At 68.1% G+C, this 18,708-nt stretch carries 18 protein-coding genes; 5 read left to right on the top strand and 13 right to left on the bottom strand.

Annotated features, from left to right (window positions below):
* Nucleotides 1-89: 89 nt before the first annotated feature.
* From QL985_RS00395 to QL985_RS00385, 3 genes are all read right to left on the bottom strand, one after another.
* Nucleotides 90-1,481 carry an amino acid permease gene (locus QL985_RS00395; protein WP_259906366.1) on the bottom strand — a complete coding sequence of 464 codons (1,392 nt, stop codon included), beginning with the start codon at nt 1,479-1,481 and terminating at the stop codon, nt 90-92.
* Nucleotides 1,482-1,760: 279 nt separating this feature from the next.
* The gene (locus QL985_RS00390; RefSeq protein WP_249494118.1) at nt 1,761-2,102 is read right to left on the bottom strand and encodes a DUF202 domain-containing protein; all 342 of its coding nucleotides are present in this window, start codon (nt 2,100-2,102) and stop codon (nt 1,761-1,763) included.
* Entirely contained in the window at nt 2,099-2,491 is a 393-nt protein-coding gene (locus QL985_RS00385) for a DUF202 domain-containing protein (RefSeq protein WP_070637043.1), read from the bottom strand. Before QL985_RS00385 ends, QL985_RS00390 begins: the two co-directional genes overlap by 4 nt.
* A gap of 150 nt (nt 2,492-2,641) precedes the next feature.
* On the opposite strand from QL985_RS00385, the gene QL985_RS00380 reads away from it, so the two are divergent.
* Complete coding sequence (locus tag QL985_RS00380) at nt 2,642-3,097, top strand: DUF4190 domain-containing protein (protein WP_249494117.1); 456 nt, start codon at nt 2,642-2,644, stop codon at nt 3,095-3,097.
* Between the two features lie 196 nt (nt 3,098-3,293).
* On the opposite strand, the gene QL985_RS00375 is transcribed toward QL985_RS00380, so the two are convergent.
* The 8 genes from QL985_RS00375 to paaA form a co-directional block, all read right to left on the bottom strand.
* Nucleotides 3,294-5,288 (bottom strand): M13-type metalloendopeptidase, encoded by a 1,995-nt coding sequence (locus QL985_RS00375; protein WP_259906170.1) that lies wholly within the window; start codon nt 5,286-5,288, stop codon nt 3,294-3,296.
* An 80-nt stretch (nt 5,289-5,368) separates the two neighbouring features.
* Complete coding sequence (locus QL985_RS00370; protein WP_259906171.1) at nt 5,369-6,220, bottom strand: formate/nitrite transporter family protein; 852 nt, start codon at nt 6,218-6,220, stop codon at nt 5,369-5,371.
* 146 nt (nt 6,221-6,366) lie between these two features.
* A complete protein-coding gene (locus tag QL985_RS00365; protein WP_259906172.1) occupies nt 6,367-7,140 on the bottom strand; it encodes an enoyl-CoA hydratase-related protein in 774 nt (257 codons plus the stop codon).
* 107 nt (nt 7,141-7,247) lie between these two features.
* Nucleotides 7,248-8,447, bottom strand: coding sequence for a 1,2-phenylacetyl-CoA epoxidase subunit PaaE (paaE, locus tag QL985_RS00360; RefSeq protein ID WP_047978396.1), 1,200 nt, complete (start codon nt 8,445-8,447; stop codon nt 7,248-7,250).
* Between the two features lie 2 nt (nt 8,448-8,449).
* Nucleotides 8,450-8,965: a 1,2-phenylacetyl-CoA epoxidase subunit PaaD gene (paaD, locus tag QL985_RS00355; RefSeq protein ID WP_039101673.1), complete on the bottom strand. Its 516-nt coding sequence runs from the start codon at nt 8,963-8,965 to the stop codon at nt 8,450-8,452.
* A 71-nt stretch (nt 8,966-9,036) separates the two neighbouring features.
* Entirely contained in the window at nt 9,037-9,873 is an 837-nt protein-coding gene (paaC, locus tag QL985_RS00350; protein WP_012397287.1) for a 1,2-phenylacetyl-CoA epoxidase subunit PaaC, read from the bottom strand.
* On the bottom strand, nt 9,870-10,166 hold the full coding sequence (gene paaB, locus QL985_RS00345; protein ID WP_012397288.1) for a 1,2-phenylacetyl-CoA epoxidase subunit PaaB: 297 nt from the start codon (nt 10,164-10,166) through the stop codon (nt 9,870-9,872). The genes paaC and paaB overlap by 4 nt, the downstream gene beginning before the upstream one ends.
* Before the next feature lie 2 nt (nt 10,167-10,168).
* Nucleotides 10,169-11,221, bottom strand: a complete 1,053-nt coding sequence (paaA, locus tag QL985_RS00340) for a 1,2-phenylacetyl-CoA epoxidase subunit PaaA (protein ID WP_070637033.1) — start codon at nt 11,219-11,221, stop codon at nt 10,169-10,171.
* 244 nt (nt 11,222-11,465) lie between these two features.
* Here paaA and QL985_RS00335 point away from each other — a divergent pair, with 244 nt between their 5' ends.
* From QL985_RS00335 to QL985_RS00325, 3 genes are all read left to right on the top strand, one after another.
* On the top strand, nt 11,466-11,876 hold the full coding sequence (locus tag QL985_RS00335; RefSeq protein WP_144802046.1) for a hotdog fold thioesterase: 411 nt from the start codon (nt 11,466-11,468) through the stop codon (nt 11,874-11,876).
* Between the two features lie 5 nt (nt 11,877-11,881).
* Nucleotides 11,882-13,219: an AMP-binding protein gene (locus QL985_RS00330; protein ID WP_259906173.1), complete on the top strand. Its 1,338-nt coding sequence runs from the start codon at nt 11,882-11,884 to the stop codon at nt 13,217-13,219.
* Nucleotides 13,220-13,316: 97 nt separating this feature from the next.
* Entirely contained in the window at nt 13,317-13,943 is a 627-nt protein-coding gene (locus QL985_RS00325; protein WP_047979482.1) for a TetR/AcrR family transcriptional regulator, read from the top strand.
* A gap of 355 nt (nt 13,944-14,298) precedes the next feature.
* Here the strand turns inward: QL985_RS00325 and QL985_RS00320 are convergent, their stop codons facing one another.
* The gene (locus tag QL985_RS00320; protein ID WP_186319711.1) at nt 14,299-15,636 is read right to left on the bottom strand and encodes a HEPN domain-containing protein; all 1,338 of its coding nucleotides are present in this window, start codon (nt 15,634-15,636) and stop codon (nt 14,299-14,301) included.
* A gap of 270 nt (nt 15,637-15,906) precedes the next feature.
* On the opposite strand from QL985_RS00320, the gene QL985_RS00315 reads away from it, so the two are divergent.
* A complete protein-coding gene (locus QL985_RS00315) occupies nt 15,907-16,320 on the top strand; it encodes a GNAT family N-acetyltransferase (protein ID WP_144802043.1) in 414 nt (137 codons plus the stop codon).
* Between the two features lie 139 nt (nt 16,321-16,459).
* Here the strand turns inward: QL985_RS00315 and paaZ are convergent, their stop codons facing one another.
* Nucleotides 16,460-18,574 (bottom strand): phenylacetic acid degradation bifunctional protein PaaZ, encoded by a 2,115-nt coding sequence (paaZ, locus tag QL985_RS00310; RefSeq protein ID WP_144802040.1) that lies wholly within the window; start codon nt 18,572-18,574, stop codon nt 16,460-16,462.
* Nucleotides 18,575-18,708: the final 134 nt, after the last annotated feature.

Below are 18,708 nucleotides of genomic sequence, written 5' to 3'. Positions count from 1 at the left end.
GCGGGTGGCCGGCCTGGGCGAGCGCGCGGGCGGCGTCGTACGACGACGCCCGCGCACCGAGCCGCGCCACGGAGCGCTGGGTGCCGAGGTCAGTGCCCGGGGGTCACGTCCGCAGTGCGCAGGTCCACCGGCTTGTCCTTGGTGACCAGCTTGTGGCCGAGCCACAGGGCCAGGAACACCGGCAGGCCCAGGTAGGAGGACAGCAGGCTCAGGGGGTTGACGTCCCCGGAGGTGAAGATGCTGTACCCCTGTCCCACGATCACGATGGCGCACATGACCAGTGCCACGATGGGCCCGATCGGGAAGAAGCGCGCCCGGTACGTGAGGTCCTTGGGATCTCCGCCCTGCAGGACGTAGGCCTTGCGGAACCGGTAGTGGCTCCACGCGATGCCCATCCACACGATGAACCCGGCCAGACCGGAGGCGTTGATCAGCCACACGTACGCCTCTCCCTCGCCGATCAGAGTGGTGAGGAAGCAGAACATGCCGATGAGCGTGGTGGCCAGCAGCGCGTACATGGGCACGCCGCGGCGGTTGACCGTGGCGAGGAAGCGCGGGGCCTTGCCGCTCTTCGCCAGGGCGTAGAGCATGCGCGTGGACGCATAGAGGCCGGAGTTGCCGGCCGAGAGGATCGCGGTGAGGATGACCGCGTTCATCACGGAGGCCGCGGCCAGAACACCCGCGTGCTCGAACACCAGCGTGAACGGGGAGATGGAGACGTCCTCCACGTCGCTCGCCAGCAGGCTGGGATCGGTGTAGGGGATCAGGAAGCCGATCACGGTGATCGCGCCGATGTAGAAGAGCAGGATGCGCAGGAACACCGTGCGGATGGCCTTGGGGACCGTCTCGCCGGGGTTCTCCGCCTCGCCGGCGGCCACGCCCACGAGCTCGGTGCCCTGGAAGGAGAAGCCGGCCACCATGAAGATGGACATGATGCCCGTGAACCCGTTCACGAAGGGCGCCTCGCCCGCGGTCCAGTTGTGGAACCCGGGGGAGGGGCCGCCCAGGATCCCCAGGATCATGAGGACGCCCAGGATCAGGAAGATCACCACGGTGATCACCTTCACCAGGGAGAACCAGAACTCGCCCTCGCCGTACGCGCGTGCGCTCAGGGCGTTGAGTGCGAACAGGATGACCAGGAAGACGGCGGACCAGATCCACGCGGGAACGTCCGGGAACCAGTAGCGCATCACCAGCGCGGCGGCCACGAGCTCTGCGGCCACCGTGATGGCCCAGTTGTACCAGTAGTTCCAGCCGATGGCGAAGCCGAACGAGCGGCTGATGTAGCGGGTGGAGTACTCCTCGAAAGAGCCTGCCACCGGCAGGTGCGTGGCCATCTCGCCCAGGGACTGCATGAGCAGGAACACCATCAGGCCGATGGCCGCGTACGCCACCAGCGCGCCGCCGGGGCCCGCGGTGTTGATGGAGTTGCCCGAGGCCACGAACAGGCCGGTGCCGATGGCACCGCCCATGGCGATCATGGTCAGGTGGCGGGACTTCAGGGTGCGCTGCAGCGAGCCGTCAGCGGGATCTCCCTGGCCGGGCTGCTGCGGATCGGGCTGGCGGTTGACAGTGGCGTGGGGTGGCGTGGTGGCCGCCCCGGCGTGTCCGCCGCCGGATGAAGATGAAGACACTGGGTCCTCCCAGGGATTGTGGATCCGGGGTCGCGCAGCGGTTCTGCGGCTGTCCGCCATTATGCGCGGCCCGTCCGGCTCGCGGGGCATTCCCACGCCCGGACCCGCCTAAGTGGTGACAACTCCTCAGAAAAACAGGATGGCCACGATACCCAGCAGTCCCAGGAGCACGCAGGCCGCGGCGGTCAGGAGGACAGAGGCGGCGTCGGGGGTGATCTCGTCAGTGGCAATACCGGTGACGGAGCGGCGATAGCGCATGCGCTGAGTGGCATAGATACCGGCCGCGAGGCTCAGGGCCACGATGAGCAGGCTGAGGACGAAGGCGCCGTGCGTCGCGAGCCACCGCAGGTGCAGAGCGGTCGCACCGCACAGTGACAGCAGCGTGCGGCCCCAGGACAGCACGGTGCGTTCGGGCTGCAGCCCCGGGTCGTCGTGCCCGCACACGTTCGCGGCCGGTGGGGAGGTCATCGCGCCAGGACCACGGCCACCAGGACGCCGGAGGCAATGGCCCCGCCGATTGCCACGAACGGGGCGATCAGCGGGAGCGGCAGGGGGGTCTTGTGCCGCATCGACCGCTCCACCTTGATCCACCGCACGGCGGCTCCGGCGCTGAGCAGCATGCCGAGCAGCAGCAGCACGATGGACAGCACCTTCCGCAGTGCCAGGTCGAAGATGTCGCCCGTGAACGCCTCCACGGCGATGCCCCCGGCCAGGAAGGCCAGGGAGGTGCGGATCCAGGCCAGGAAGGTCCGCTCGTTGGCCAGCGTGAACCGGGGGTCCGGCTCTGTCCCGCCGCGCAGCAGGCGGCGGCTCACGGGGTCACGACGGCGCGCGTCCGGGTCTTCGGGATGGCTCACGGTCCTCCTCGGGGTGCTCCTCCCCCGATGGTATGCCGTACGGCGGATCCGGAGCGGACGACCGGTGCCCAGTCCCGGCTCCTTGTTCCTGGGAGCAACCCGGGAGAGGATGGTCGCACTCGCAAATACCTACGTCCTGGAGGACGCACCATGAGTTCGAGCAACCAGCCGACCCGGGAACCCCGGAACCACGAGGACGTCCCTCGCGGCCCGCAGCGACACCACGGTTCCGTGGATCCGCAGGAAGCTCGGGGCGTGCCCGTGGACACCAACCAGTACCACCCCTACGCCCAGCCGGCGGGGCGCTGGGAGTACGTTCCCGGCTGCCCCCAGGACGCGCAGCGCTACGCGGAGGCCACCAGGAGCACGGACATGTCCCTGGTGCTCGGCATCCTGTCCGTCACCGTCCTCCCTCTCCTCGCGCCGTTCGCGCTGTGGCAGGCGAACAAGGCTGAGAAGCTGGGCGGCCGAGCCACCGCGGGCAAGGTGCTGGGCTGGGTGGGGCTGGTCATGCTGGTGCTCGTGATCCTCTGGCTCGTGTTCATCCTGGTGATGTGGGGAGTGTTCATCACCCAGATGCCGAGCGTGGCGGACTCCTCGGTCTGACGTTCCAGGGCGGAGCGCTGGGCAGGTTCGCGGCACCGCCGCACACACCCTGTCACTCGGCACCCACCCGTGAGGTGCCCCGCCTCCCGCCCGGGCGGTTTCGTGGGACACCGCAGGCCGGCTCCACGAGTCCGTGACGACGACGGCCGGTCCCCTCGAGCGCGAGGGAACCGGCCGTCGTCGTACCCGGGGAGGGTCACCAGATGGTGACGCGCTCCTCCTCGGGCAGCCACATGCCGTCGCCCTCCGTGACGTCGAACGCCTCGTAGAACGCGTCCACGTTGCGCGGGGTCTGCCCGGCGCGGAACTCGGCGGGGGAGTGGGGGTCCGTGGCGATGCGCGTGCGCAGGGCCTCGTCCCGGGACTTCTCCTGCCAGACGTAGCCCCACGAGATGAACAGCCGCTGCGCGGGGGTGTAGCCGTCGATGCTCTCCGTGTCCGGCGTCGGCCTCTTCTCCTGGGCGCGCTTCCATGCCTTGTAGGCGATGGACAGGCCCCCCAGGTCTCCGATGTTCTCGCCCAGGGTGAGCTCGCCGTTGACGTGCGGCGCGGCGTCGTCGTCACCGAACTGGGCGGGGGTGAGAGCCGCGTACTGGCCCACGAGGCGGGCGGTGCGCTCCTCGAAGGCCGCGCGGTCCTCGTCGGTCCACCAGTTGCGCAGCCGGCCCTCGCCGTCGCACGTGGAGCCCTTGTCGTCGAAGCCGTGCCCGATCTCGTGGCCGATCACCGAGCCGATGCCGCCGTAGTTCACGGCGTCGTCTGCGGTCTCGTCGAAGAACGGGGGCTGCAGGATGGCGGCGGGGAACACGATCTCGTTGCGCAGCGGGTGGTAGTAGGCGTTGACCGTCTGCGGGGTCATGAGCCACTCGTGCTTCTCCACGGGCTGCCCGGCCTTGCGCGCGAGCTCGTCCACCGCGAACTGGGTGGTGCGCACCACGTTGCCCACGAGGTCGTCCCCGCGGATCTCCAGGGCGGAGTAGTCCTTCCACTTCTCCGGGAAGCCGATCTTGGGGGTGAACCCGGAGAGCTTCTTGAGCGCCTCCGCGCGCGTGCCCTCGGTCATCCACTCGAGGTTCTCGATGGAGTCCCGGTACGCGTCCAGTAGGTTGGCCACCAGCTCGTCCATGCGGGCCTTAGCCGTGGGGGAGAAGTGCTCCGCCACGTAGAGCTTGCCCACGGCCTCGCCCAGCGCGCCGTTCACCAGCCCGACGCCGCGCTTCCACCGCTCGCGCAGCTGCGGGGTCCCGGACAGCACCGTGCCGTAGAACGCGAAGTTCCGGGCCACGAACGCCTCCGAGAGGTACGCGGCGCGGGAGGAGACCACGTGCCAGCGGGCCCAGGACTTCCACGCGTCCAGCTCGTCCGGGGTGAGCAGCTCGTCCAGGCCCGTGAAGAAGCTCGGCTGGGCGTTGACCACCGTGGCCAGGTGCTCCGGCGTGAGACCCATGCCCTCGAGGACCGCGTTCCAGTCGAGGTTCCGCGTCTGGCCCGTGAGCTCCTCGAAGCTCATGGGGTTGTACATCTTGGTGAGGTCCCGGACCGTGACCTTGTCCCAATGGTGGGAGGCGATGCGCGTCTCCAGGTCCACGACCGCGCGAGCCTGCCGTGCGGCGTCGTCGAACCCGGCGAGCTCGAGCATGGTCTGGACGTGCGTCACGTACTGCTCACGGATCTGCGCGTACTGCTCCTCGCGGTAGTACTCCTCGTCCGGCAGGCCCAGCCCGGACTGGCCCACGAACACGAGGTTGCGCTGCGGGTCCCCGGGGTCCGAGTCGAGGTCGATGTCCAGCGCTGCGCCGATGCCCCGCCGCATGGCCGTGCCGAACCAGCGGGACAGCGCGCGCGGCGAGTCGATCGCGGCCACGGCGTCGAGGTCCTCGCGCAGCGGTTCGGCGCCGAGCTGCTCGATGTGCTCGGTGTCCATGAAGGAGCGGTACAGCAGCGCGATCTTGGTCTCCGCGCTCTGCTCCGCCGCTGACGCAGCGTGCTCACCGTCCGCGCTCGCGCCCGTGATGATCTCGCGCACCGCCTGCTCGGCCTGGTCCCGCAGCTCCACGAAGGCACCGGTGCTGGCCTTGTCGTCCGGGATCTGTGCGGTGCGCAGCCACGTGCCGTTGACGTGGCGGAAGAGGTCGTCCTGGGGGCGGACCGAGCGGTCGAAGGCGTCGAGGTCGAACACAGAAGTCGTCATGGTCACACGCTAACCACCAGCGCTGTGCGGCTCCACGGGCGGCGGGGTGAATCTGCGGACGGCTAAACCCGTCCGGCCCGTCAGTCCTCCGTGGGCTCCGCGTCCGAGATCTTCTCGCCGCGTCGCTCGGCCATGAGCAGCTCCCACGTGCGGACCAGGCGGGGCAGGGAGATGATCACGAGTCCGCCCAGCATGTTGAACGGGATGACCCACGCGAACCACCCGAGCCAGTCCAGGTAGGAGTAGTTCCACCCGGCGTGCATGGCTCCGAAGATCACGATGGAGTTCAGTGCTCCGTGGAGCATGCCGAGGCCCACCACCAGGAAACCGCCGATCAGGGAGATGACGGCGGTCATCATGTCGCTGTTGGTGCCCTGCTGCATTCGCGTCATCAGGGTGATGGTGGAACCGGCCAGCAGGGCGAGGCACACGGTCTCCGTGCCGAACCCGTCCGAGACGTACCCGGTGGCCACCTCCACGAGCGTGGCGGAGAAGTCGGGGAACGCGGCAACCACCACCCACATGAACGCCCACCCGCCCACCAGGTTGGTCACCAGGGTCACGACCCACAGCCGCAGCAGCGCCCACCACGAGCCGTGACCGGCCACCACCGCGTTGATGGGCAGCAGGAAGTCCTCCGTGAACAGCTCCGAGTGGGCCAGGCGCAGGGCCAGCAGACCGATCCCGAACGCCGTTCCGGCCAGCAGCTTGGAGCCGGTGGCGTCCATGACGGCGAGCATGGCCATGATCCCGAGCCCCACGTCGATCCCGCCGAACAGCCCCGTGACGACCAGCGCCCGCCATGTGCGGTGCAACCGGTCCGTGCCCTCCTGGACGGTGTTCTTGAACTCCTCGACCAGCTCGTCCTCGAGGGGCTGGTCCGTGCGCCCCGAGGAACGCCGTGCGGTCTCACTGTCTCGGGTGGCGGCCATGGGGTTCAGCGTAGGGCACGGGGAAGACCCCGGTGCGCGCGCCCGCGCCACCGCGCACGGCGTGCATTAGCGGAGCAAACGCAGTATGGGCGCCGGATTTGTGCACTAGCGGAGCAAATGCAGCAGGGCGTCCACGGGTGCCCTGCTCAGCCCCTGCCGGTGAACTCGGGCTTTCGCTTCTCCTGGAACGCCTTGAAGCCCTCGCGGTAGTCGGACGTGGCGCACAGCGCGGTCTGCGCGGCGTTCTCCGCGGCCATGGACTCCCACAGCCCGATCCGCTGGTCCCGGATCTGTGCCACGAGTTCCTTGGACGCCACGAACGCCTGCGTGGCCCCGGCGGCGGCACGGCGCACCCGCGTGAGCGTGAAGTCCATGAGCTCCTCCGCGGGCACCGCGCGGGAGAACAGCCCGGACGCCACGGCCTCCGCGCCGCTCATGAGCTCCGCGGTGTAGATGAGGTCCAGCGTGCGGTGGGCGCCGAGCCGCTCGGTGAACAGTGCGTGCCCGCCGGAGTCCAGCGTGGCCCCCAGGTTCGCGAAAGGTGAGCCGATCTTGGCGTTCTCCGCCACGTAGACCACGTCCGTGGCGATCGCCAGACCCAGCCCCACGCCCAGGCACGCCCCCTGCACCGCCGCGAACGTGGGGGCGGGGAACGCGGACATCCGCTGCAGCAGCGGCTGGAGGGTCCCGGTGAGGTAGCCCTCGGTGTCGTCCGTGGCCGGATCCACCCCGGAGATGTCCCGGCCCGCGCAGAAGCCCCTGCCCTCACCCGTGAGCAGCAGCGCCCGCACACCGGCCGCCTCCGCCTCGGTGTAGGCATCCGTCAGCTCGTGCAGGGCGGACTCGTCCAGCGAGTTCATCTTCTGGGGTGCGTTGAGCACCACGTGGGCGATCTCGTCCTCGATGGTCAGGTGGATCACGGTGTTCTCCTGGGCGTTCTCGGGGTTCCCCACGCGTGGCGCGAGCTGGCAGGTACGGCGACGACGCCGCCTGGGGCCCAGCGCGGCGTCGTCGTCAGGGGAGCGGGTCAGGCGTCGAAGTCCACGCGCAGCTCGTCCGAGGTGGGGCGGGTCTGGCACGTGAGCACGTAGCCGGCGTCCACCTCGTCCTTCTCGAGCGCGAAGTTCTCCTCCATCTCGAACTCGCCCTTGGTGACCTTGGCGCGGCACGTGCCGCACACGCCGCCGGCGCACGCGAAGGGGACGTCCGGGCGCACCCGCAGCGCGGCGTTGAGCACGGTCTCCGCGGCGGACTTGGGGGACTCCACCTGGGCGGAGGTGCCGTCCAGGTTGAAGACGATTCTGTAGTTCTCGCCCTTGGGGTCGGCCACGACGGGGCGGCCCTGCTGGCCCTGAGGAGCGGTGGGCTTGCCCGTGGTGAACAGCTCGAAGCGCACGCGGGACTCGTCCACGCCGCGCTCCTTGAGGACGTCCCGGCACAGCTGCACGAGCTCGAACGGGCCGCACAGGAACCACTCGTCCGCAGAGTCCACCTGGATCACGCGGTCCAGCAGCTCCTCGAGCTTGTCGTGGTCGATCCGCCCGGACATCAGCGGCGAGATCCGCTGCTCGCGGGACAGCACGTGGTGCACGGCCAGGCGCGCGGGGTACTTGTCCTTGAGGTCGCCCAGCTCCTCGGCGAACATCACGTCCATGGAGGAGCGGTTCGCGTAGATCACGTCCATCTGGGCGGTGTCCGAGGCGCGCAGCAGGGCGCGGGCGATCGCCATGATGGGGGTGATCCCGGAACCGGCGGCGAAGGCCACCAGGTGCACGTTGCGCTTCTTGGTCACCTCCTTCTCGGCCAGCTTCTCGGGATCGTTCATGGAGGTGATGTTGACCTTGGAGGTGAACGCGCCCTGCGGGTTCATCACGTCCAGGGTGTCACCGGCGGCCAGCTGCTCGTTGGCCCACGTGGAGAACACGCCGCCCATGTCCTTCTTGATGGCCACGCGGATCTCCCCGGGGGTGGGGTCGGCGCAGATGGAGTAGGACCGGCGCACCTCGTGGCCGTTGATCTGCGCGCGGATGGCCACGTACTGACCCGGCAGGTAGTCGTAGTCCGCCACGAGGTCCTCGGGCACGTCGAACGTGACCTCCACGGAGTCGGAGGTCAGCTTGCGCACCTCGGACACCGTGAGGGTGTTGAACACGGCACGGCGCTTGCCGCCGCCCGCGCTGGCTTCGGTGGCTTCCTCCAGCGTGGAGGTGTCCGCGGTTTCGCTCATGATCAGTGCACCTTGAAGTAGTCGAAGGGTTCTTTGCAGTCGTCGCAGACCCACAGGGCCTTGCAGGACGTGGACCCGAAGCGGGTCATCTCGTGGGTGCGCAGGGACTCGCAGCGCGGGCACTTCACGGCCAGGCTCAACCGCACGGGCCCGGAGTTGTGACCGGCGGCGGTGCGCCCGGTGGGCGGTGCGATGCCGTACTCGTTGAGCTTGGCGCGGCCCTCGGCGGACATCCAGTCCGTGGTCCACGCCGGGCGCAGCACCTGCACCACGCGCACGTTCTCGTAGCCGGCGGCGGTCACGGCCGCCTCGAGGTCCGCGGCCATGGTGTCCATGGCGGGGCACCCGGAGTAGGTGGGGGTGATGACCACCACCGTCTCGTCCTCCCCGGCCACGGCGTCCCGCAGCACCCCGAGGTCCTCGAGCGTGAGCACGGGGATCTCGGGGTCGCACACGGTGGCCGCGACGTCCCACAGGGCGGCGTCGGCCGGGTCGTCCGGGCGCCGCGAGGGCCCCAGGGGGACTTCACGGGGCGCCACGCCACCGGTGGGCGGCAGGGAACGGGGCGGAACGCGGGAGAACACGGAACTCACCACGTGGCGCCGGGATGCTGGCGGGCGAGCCACTGCATCTCGGCGAGGATGTACCCGCGGTACTCGGAGTAGGCGCCGTCGCGGGGCTCCGCGGACAGCCGGGCCTGGGCCACGTTGGGGACCTCGAGCTCGGCCTCGGCCAGCAGCGCGGTCACGCGGTCCATGGTCCGCTCGCGCAGCGTGGAGGGGCGCACGGCCACGCCCTCGAGCTCGTCGTGCAGCGGCTCGTCCGCGAACAGCTCGTCCAGGTAGGGCCACATGTAGTAGAGCCCGTCCTGGATGCGCCGCTTGGACTCCTCGGTGCCGAGGCCCAGGCGGAGGATCCACTGGGCCGCGTGGTCCTGGTGGTACTCCACCTCCTTGAGGGCCTTGTCCGCGATCGCGGCCAGGGTCTGGTCCGTGGAGGACTGCAGCGCGGAGTAGAGCTCGTACTGGTAGAAGGAGAACAGCAGCTGACGCGCGATGGTCTGGCCGAAGTCCCCGTTCTCCTGCTCCACGAGGCGCACGGAGCGGAACTCCTCCTCGTTGCGGAAGTACGCGAGCTCGTCCTCGGTCTTGCCCCACGCGGAGCCCGCGTAGGTCAGCAGGAAGCGCGCGTGGCCGATGAGGTCCAGGGCGATGTTGCCCAGCGCGATGTCCTCCTCGAGCTCGGGTGCCCGCGAGATCCACCAGCCCAGACGCTGGGACAGCATCAGGGCGTCGTCGCCGAGCCGCAGCGCGTACTGGGCCACGGCCTCGGGAGCCCTGCCGCCGGTCTCCGCAATGTCCTCGGCGGTGATGGCGACGCCCGCGGACTGCTTGGTGGCGGAGTCGTGGGAGGCGAAGGCGCTCACAGGTGCTTCACCCCTTCGCTCTTGGTGTAGTACGTGGCGTGGCGGTAGCTCTTGCCCTGCGCGGACTCGAAGTAGCCGCCCTTGGAGTCCGGGTCCGAGGCGGTGATGGCGTCTGCGGGGACCACCCACACGCTCGTGCCCTCGTTGCGCCGGGTGTAGAGGTCACGCGCGTTGCGCACGGCCATGGTGGCGTCCGGGGCGTGCAGCGAGCCCGCGTGCACGTGGGACAGCCCGCGCGAGGAGCGCACGAAGACCTCCCACAGGGGCCAGTTGCCGTTCTGGTTCTCGCTCATGCTCACGCTCCGATCAGCTCGGCGGAGCCGCGCCCCGCCATGACGGTGAAGTCCTCGTTCGCCTCGGCCGACGACGCCGCTGCCGCAGCCTCCGCGGTCTCGCGGGCCTGCCGCTGGGCGTAGGCCTCGGCGGCCTCGCGCACCCACGCGCCGTTGGCGTGCGCCTCGCGGCGGCGCTTCATGCGCTGGACGTTGCAGGGCCCGGAGCCCTTGATCACAGACATGAACTCGTTCCAGTCCAGCTGGCCGTAGTCGTAGTGCCCGCGCTCCTCGTTCCACTTCAGGTCCGGGTCCGGCAGGGTCAGGCCCAGGGCCTCGGCCTGCGGGACGATCATGTCCACGAAGCGCTGGCGCAGCTCGTCGTTGGAGAAGCGCTTGATGTTCCACTCCATGGACTGCTGGGAGTTGGGGGAGTCGGCGTCCGGGGGGCCGAACATCTGGAGAGCGGGGCCGTAGAAGCGGTTCACGGCGTCCTGCGCCATCTGCTTCTGGGCCTCGGTGCCGTGGGAGAGCTCGTAGAGGATCTCCCAGCCCTGGCGCTGGTGGAAGGACTCCTCCTTGCAGATGCGCACCATCGCGCGGCCGTACGGCCCATAGGAGGCGCGGCACAGCGGGACCTGGTTGCAGATCGCGGCGCCGTCCACGAGCCAGCCGATCGCACCCATGTCGGCCCACGTGCGGGCCGGGTAGTTGAAGATCGAGGAGTACTTGGCCTTGCCGCTGAGCAGCTGCTCGTTGAGCACGGAGCGCGGGGTGCCCAGGGTCTCCGCGGCGGAGTAGAGGTACAGCCCGTGGCCGGCCTCGTCCTGGACCTTGGCCATCAGCACGGCCTTGCGCTTGAGGCTCGGGGCGCGGGTGATCCAGTTGGCCTCCGGCTGCATGCCGATGATCTCGGAGTGCGCGTGCTGGGAGACCTGGCGGGTCAGGCTCTTCCGGTAGGCCTCGGGCATCCAGTCGCGGGGCTCCACGCGGGAGTCCTCGCTGATGAGGTGGTCGAAGTGCTGCTGCTCGGCGGTGGTGGCCGCCTGGTCCGCAGTGGTGGTCTGCTCAGTCATGGTGTGTCCTCGGTTCACGGGTGAGATGGGAGCGGAGGATGAACTCTGTACGCTGCCGACGATAATAACTGACCGCTCGTTCAGAATATAGACCCCCGGTGTGGCCGTCAACACATTTTCCGCCTCCGGCCAGGGGGTGCGTCAACGGTCGAGGTGCTGCAACGAAGCGGGAACTTGTTGACACACGTCACATTTCGCGATTGTCTACTGACCGATCGTTCTGAAAATCGGAAGGAGCTCCCCCGTGCCACATCATCCGGTGCTCACGGGAGATCGTGCCTCCGAGTGGCTGGGCATCACCGTGCAGCGCGCCGACCCTGGCCACTGTGTGATCTCCATGCTCGTGCGTGACGAGATGCGCAACGGCTTCGGGATCGCCCACGGCGGCATGATCTTTGCCCTGGCCGACACGTGCTTCGCCATGACCTGCAACGACCCCACCCCGGACGGTACCTCCATGACGGTGGCACAGGGCGTGGACATCAACTTCCTCAGTTCCGCTCAACCCGGTCAGACCCTGGTGGCGGAGGGCCGCCAGATCGCCAGCACCGGGCGCAGCGGCCTGTGCGACATCACCGTCACCACCCAGGACGGGGACGTGATCGCCCAGTTCCGCGGCCGCAGCCGCACCGTGCCCCTTCGCCAGAAAGCGTGAATCCCATGACGTCGTGCTCCGTTGCCAACCCGTACCGCCCCGAGGCTTCGCAGGATCCGTCCCAGCCGGATGCCGAGGAGCTGATGAGCCGGGACCAGATCGAGGCCCTGCAGACCGAGCGGCTGAACTGGACCCTGCACTACGCGTACGAGAACGTCCCGTCCTACAAGGAGCTCTTCGACGAGCACGGAGTGCACCCGGACGACTTCCGGGAGCTCGAGGACCTCGCCAAGTTCCCGTACACGGACAAGGAGTTCCTGCGGAAGGCCTACCCGTTCAAGTCCTTCGCCACGCCCATGTCCGAGATCCGCCGGATCCACGCGTCCTCGGGCACCACCGGCCAGCCCACCGTGGTGGCCTACACCGAGGAGGACCTCCTCACGTGGGGTTCCCTGGTGGCCCGCTGCTTCCGGATGTCCGGGATCACGCCCGGGGACAAGGTGCACAACGCGTACGGCTACGGCCTGTTCACCGGCGGCCTGGGCGCCCACTACGGCGCCGAGCGCCTGGGGTGCGCCGTGATCCCGGTGTCCGGCGGGCAGACCGAGAAACAGGTGCAGCTGATCCGGGACTTCGAGCCCGAGGCGATCCTCTCCACGCCCACCTACCTGCTCACGATCGCGGACGGGTTCCGCAAGCTGGGCCTCGACCCGCGGGAGACCTCGCTCAAGCACGCCGTGCTGGGGGCGGAGCCGTGGACCGAGGAGATGCGCCACGAGATCGAGAAGACCTTCGGCATCACCGCGTGCGACATCTACGGGCTCTCCGAGGTCATGGGCCCCGGTGTGGCCGGCGAGTCCTGCGAGTCCCAGGACGGCTCGCACATCTGGGAGGACCACTTCCGCCCGGAGATCATCGACCCGTTCGACGACACCGTGCTGCCCACAGGCCGCCCCGGTGAGCTGGTGTTCACGGCGCTGACCAAGCAGGCGCTGCCGATCATCCGCTACCGCACGCACGACCTCACCCGCCTGCTGCCCGGCACCGCCCGTCCGGGGCACCGGCGCATGGGCCGCATCACCGGCCGCTCGGACGACATGATCATCCTGCGCGGCGTGAACCTGTTCCCCTCGCAGATCGAGGAGCTCGCGCTGAAGATCCCCGCGCTGTCCCCGCACTTCACGCTGGAGATCACCCGGCCGAACCGCATGGACCAGATGACCATCCACATCGAGCGCCGGGAGGACGCCACGGTGGAGGAGGCCCAGGAGGCCGGCCGCGCGCTGCAGCACGAGATCAAGACCAAGATCGGTTCCAGCGCGGCCATCGACATCGCGGAGCCCGGCACGCTGGAGCGCTCCTCGGGCAAGCTGCGCCGCGTGTACGACCGCCGCGACAAGTAGCTCCCCGCCCTGCCGCCGGTCCTCCGTGGGAGCGGGAGCCAGGTGACGAGCCGGTAACCTGAACATCCCGTCCCCCGGAAGATCGAGGCCCACGCCCATGTCCCCCGAGCGCACCACCGCCACCGCCGACGACGCCGCTGCCGCACCTCGGCGCGGCCGTCCCGGCTACGACCGCGAGACCCTGCTGTCCGTGTGCGTGGACGTGTTCAACCGCTACGGCTACGACGCCACGTCCATGGGGATGCTGTCCAAGCACCTGGGGATCTCCAAGTCCGCGATCTACCACCACGTGGAGTCCAAGGAGGAGATCCTGGGGCAGGCCTTGGACCGCGCCCTGGACGCCCTCGAGGCGGTCTTCGCGGAGGTGCTCGCGAGCGACAGCGGGCCCGTGGTCAAGCTCGAGCGGATCCTTGACGGCTCCGTGCGGGTGCTCGTGGCGCAGATGCCCTACGTGACGCTGCTGCTGCGGCTGCGCGGGAACTCGGAGGTCGAGGAGGCGGCGCTGCAGCGGCGTCGTACCCTGACGCGCAACCTGGAGGACCTGGTGCGCGAGGCCCAGGAGCTGGGCGAGCTGCGCACCGACATCTCGGGGAAGTCCGCGCCGCGCCTGATGCTGGGGATGGTCAACTCGATCGTGGACTGGTACCAGCCCGGGCGCTCCGGCACGGTGGACCAGCTGGCCGCGACCGTGGTGACCATGGTCTTCGCGGGCCTGCGGGCGTAGTCGGCGACAGGAAGCCGCCGAGAAGCACGAGTCTGGCGTGACAACCGAGTTTAGTTGACCACGACGGATTCAGGGCAGGATGCGGTCCATGAACTCATCGATGGAATGGTGGGTGGCACCTCGTAGGGGCTAGTTGCCTGCTGATCGATGAGATTCTCTGGTCCCTGTTCTCCTTCGTGGTCGCCAGAGCAGTAAAGGATAGGAGTCAGAGATTGGTTTCGTCTGATCGATGGTAAGTGCCAGCATCTTCTGTGGGTGCGGCTTTCATGCTGTGGACTTCGAGAGCTTACACCCTGCGTAAATACAAGGGAACCTACCCATAGTAGGTTATCCGCCCCCTCACGTGCGGGCCAAATTAGTAAATCTCATCGAATTCGTTCGCGAGCGGATCCGTACGGAGCCCCTGGCGAAGTGATTTGGCAGTGACTCCGAGTCGCTGAGCGATCCAATATCGTATAATGAGCAGGTTTTCCTGAAGGGTATTTAGCATAGTCAGCGAGTCGGGCTCGGGGCGATCGGGGTGCTTAGATCCCATATACACTGCATTGGCCCTGTTGATCCAATCACCTGCATCGGTGAATGGTAGTTCCGTAAGGTCATCGAGGACCACCTGAAGCGCTGTTTTGAATTTAATCTGTTTGCGGGAGTTGAGGTTAACGCCAGCGTTTTTCGTCGTATCGATCAAATACCCGAGTGCCTCAAGGGCGACACCGCTTTGTACTACACTCGCGTGGCTCCACATGCGGTCGGAACGGAGCACATTGAGGACGGGGCTGACGGCCTGGTAGTAGTCCGCACGAAGCTTCAGCCATCGTGCGATTCCGCGGGGGCCGATTTCAGCCCAAGGGAACAGGAAGCGGGGCTCTTTCATCCAGGGCTCATGTCGAGGTAATCGATGTGTCGCCACGGACGACCACTTTTCGGACAGAACGGTGCCGTCGGCGCTCACGATGGGGTCGTCGGTGCGGATAACCTCGACTGAGCTGAATCCGAAAGGCTTCCATGCCGCGAGGGAAACGAGGTCGAGTACGGCGCCATGGAGGTGGAGATGGTCACCCCATCCTCGCGGCTTTGCGACGCGCGTCTCTACCTTTACGCCCTCGTAGGCAAGGAAACTCCCCCGTGGTTGTTCCGTCCTCCATGTTGATTTCATCTTTAAGTTGAGTGGTCGTGCGAGTTTTACTTCGGGGGCATTCGTGAGGGTCATCTGCACGGATTCCACCCGATTTAATTCGTTCCTCTTGACGGCGACCTCCATGCTGCTGAGTCGTGTCCAAGCAGCGAGTGCCGGCACCTCGGCACGGAGGCCGTTGATCTTGTCATAGTTTAAAGATCCCCCGCCGAGGACCGCGTAGTTAGCGATGAGCCGGCCCTGGCCGACGCGGAAGTTATTGTTTGACCCGCTGGCTCTGCAGCCGACAAGTGCGACATCTCCGGCGTGGTCGTACATGAGTAGTACGTTTGGGGGGTTGTAGGTGTGCTTTGAGCGGTCCGGATCATCGTCGAATACCGCTCCCTGAGACCACCAGCGGTCGTATGGATCATTCGGTCCGAACATTCCCTGTAGCGGGACAGAAAGTTCAATGGTCGTACCGGTGTCGCGAAGCATGACCGAGATCGAATCGGTATCTTCGTTGCCATCAATGAACCATCCGAGACGCGGCTCCCCAACTATGAGCTCATTTTTGGTCATTGTTCCTCCTAGTATAACTGTAGTTCTATTCTCTTCCATGAATGTGGACACGAAAGGCTGGAGTGTCTATCAAAATACGTGAATGAAATCCTGGGCCGTCACAGGGGGCCTCAAGAGCGTTGACGTGTTTTGCATCATAGGCCCCGGCGATCCGTCTCCGTGCGGATCGTCGCAGTGAGGTTGTGCTCGAACTGCTCGCTGCTCTTCTACCGCGCACGTGCCTCGACCTGCGTTAACAACGTCGCGCCCTCCTGCAGTTAAAGTACGTCCTTGCAGATCTCACGGTCTCGAGTGATCGATAGGTCCGCGCTCATCGGTCTGTACGACGCCGTGGGGTGGAGCTCCTACACGCGGCGGCCCGAGGACTTCGGGCCCATGGTCCAGAACGCGTGGCTGGTGCTCTCCGCGTGGGACGCGGACGACCTCGTGGGACTCGTGCGCGTGGTCGGTGACGGTGTGACGGTCGCCTACATCCAGGACCTGCTGGTGGACCCGGCGCACCAGGGCCAGGGCATCGGGCGCGCGCTGCTCACGGAGGTGCTGACCGAGACAGCGCACATCCGTCAGATCTGCATCACCACGGACGACGCCCCCGGAAACAGGCATGTGGTCGCGTTCTACCGCTCCCTGGGCTTCCGCCCCACCCCGGACCTGGACTGCACCACGCTCGCGATCATGCGCTGAGCGGGCCAGCCCGCCGGGAACGCTGCCCGGCAGTGCACGCGCGACGGCCGTCGGCACACACCGAGGCCCCGCGACGCGTCGTCGCGGGGCCTCAACGTTCAGGTGCGGTCCGGGGTGTCGGCGGAACCTGCGCCGGGGCTCAGCCCTTCGGCACCGGCCACTGCTTGGCCACCAGGGTCAGGACGTCGTAGGTGGCCACGATCTCGTCGTTCTGGTTGGTCAGGCGGGCATCCCACGCCACCTCGCCGTACTCGTCCGTGACACGCGGGGTGATCTTCTTGGCGGTCAGGGTCACGCGGATGGCGTCGTCGTAGGTCACCGGGGTGATGAAGCGCAGGTTCTCCAGCCCGTAGTTGGCGAGCACGGGCCCCGGGGCGGGTTCCACGAACAGCCCGGCGGCCCAGGAGACCAGCAGGTAGCCGTGGGCCACGCGGCGCGGGAAGAACGGGTTGGCCGTAGCGGCCTCCTCGTCCGTGTGCGCGTAGAAGGTGTCCCCGGTCTTCTCCGCGAACTCCAGGATGTCGTCGAGCTTCACGGTGCGCAGGTCCGAGACGAACTGGTCCCCGATCCGCAGGGTCTCCAGCGACTTGCGGAAGGGGTGCTCGCCCGTGCCGTTCGCCACGTCCTCGCGGGTCACGGTGTTGGCGCTCGCACCCCAGTGCCACTGGCCGGTGATCCCGGTCAGCAGGTCCGGGGAGCCCTGCACGGCGGTGCGCTGCATGTAGTGCTTCACAGCCCGCACGCCGCCCAGCTCCTCGCCGCCACCCGCGCGGCCCGGGCCGCCGTGGACCAGGTGCGGCACGGGGGAGCCGTGACCGGTGGAGGTCTTCGCGTCGTCGCGGTCCAGGAAGAGCACGCGCCCGTGGTACGCGCCGATCCCGGACGCGAACTGCGCGGCGAGCTCGGGGGAGTGGGTGCACACGGTGGCCACCAGGGAACCCCCGCCCAGGGCGGCGATCTCCACAGCGTCCGCCACGTCACCCGAGTAGCCGAGCACGGAGGTGACCGGGCCGAACGCCTCGACCTCGTGCACCGCCGGCGTGCGGGCGTCGTCGAAGGATAGGACGGTGACGGGGAAGAACGCGCCGTCCTGGGGCACCGAGGACAGCTCCTCGGGTCCACCCAGCTCCACCGTGGCGCCGGCGTCGATCAGGGTGCGCACGGAGCGCAGCACCTCGGACGCCTGGTCCTCGGACGCGAGCGGTCCCACGGTGGTCGCGGGATTCCGGGGATCGCCCACGACGGCGCGCTGCGCGGCGCGCTCTTTCAACGCGGCAACCACGGCGGGCTTGATGGCCTGGGGCACGATCACGCGGCGGACGGCCGTGCACTTCTGCCCGGCCTTGGCGGTGATCTCCAGGACCACGGACTTCACGAACGCCCCGAACTCGGGGGAGCCCTCAGTGACGTCCGGCGCCATGATGGCGGCGTTGAGGGAGTCCGTCTCCGCGGTGAAGCGCACGCCCTTCTCCTGGACGTTCGAGTGCGCCCGCAGGGACTGCGCGGTGGCGGCGGATCCGGTGAACGCCACGTGGTCGCGGGCGTCCAGGTGGTCCAGCAGGTCCCGGGCGGAGCCGGAGACCAGCTGCAGGGAGCCCTCGGGCAGCAGCCCGGAGTCCAGCATGAGCCGCACGCACGCCTCGGTCACGTACCCCGTGGGGGTCGCGGGCTTCACGATGGTGGGCACTCCCGCGATGAACGCGGGCGCGAACTTCTCGAGCATGCCCCACACGGGGAAGTTGAACGCGTTGATCTGCACGGCCACACCGGGCAGCCGCGTGTACACGTGCTCGCCCAGGAACGAGCCGTCCCGGGAGAGCTGCTCCACGGCACCGTCCACGATCACGTTCGCATTGGGCAGCTCGCGGCGGCCCTTGGAGGAGAAGGTGAACAGGGTGCCGATGCCGCCGTCGATGTCGATCAGGTGGTCCTTGGCCGTGGCACCCGTGGCGTAGGAGATCTCGTACAGCTCCTCCTTGTGCTCCCCGAGGTACTGGGCCAGCTGCTTGAGGATCAGCGCGCGGTCGTGGATCCGCAGGGTCCCCAGGGAGGCCTGGCCCACGGTGCGGGCGTACTCCACGGCACCGGCGGTGTCGATCCCGTCCGTGCTCACGCGCGCCACGAGCTCGCCGGTGGCGGCGTTGCGCACGTCCGCGACCTTCTGCGGGTCCTCCGGGCGCCACCACTCACCCTTGACGAAGCTGGGCAGGATCTGCGGCTGCGAGGTGTCGGTTGCCTGGTTCTGGGTGCTCACGCGGGGTCCTCCGGACTGTCGCGGCCGTTAGCCGAACGATCGGTCAGTATTGCCCCCAGGATAACCTAGGTCACACAGGCACACCATGGCCGTCACCCGGGCCCACGCCTCACGGCACCACGGGACCGCCGGTT

This window comes from Kocuria sp. APC 4018, assembly GCF_030407675.1.
GTDB lineage: Bacteria > Actinomycetota > Actinomycetes > Actinomycetales > Micrococcaceae > Kocuria > Kocuria rhizophila.
The sequence above is the reverse complement of the archived record's forward strand: the minus strand, read 5'-3'. Positions and strand labels throughout refer to the sequence as shown.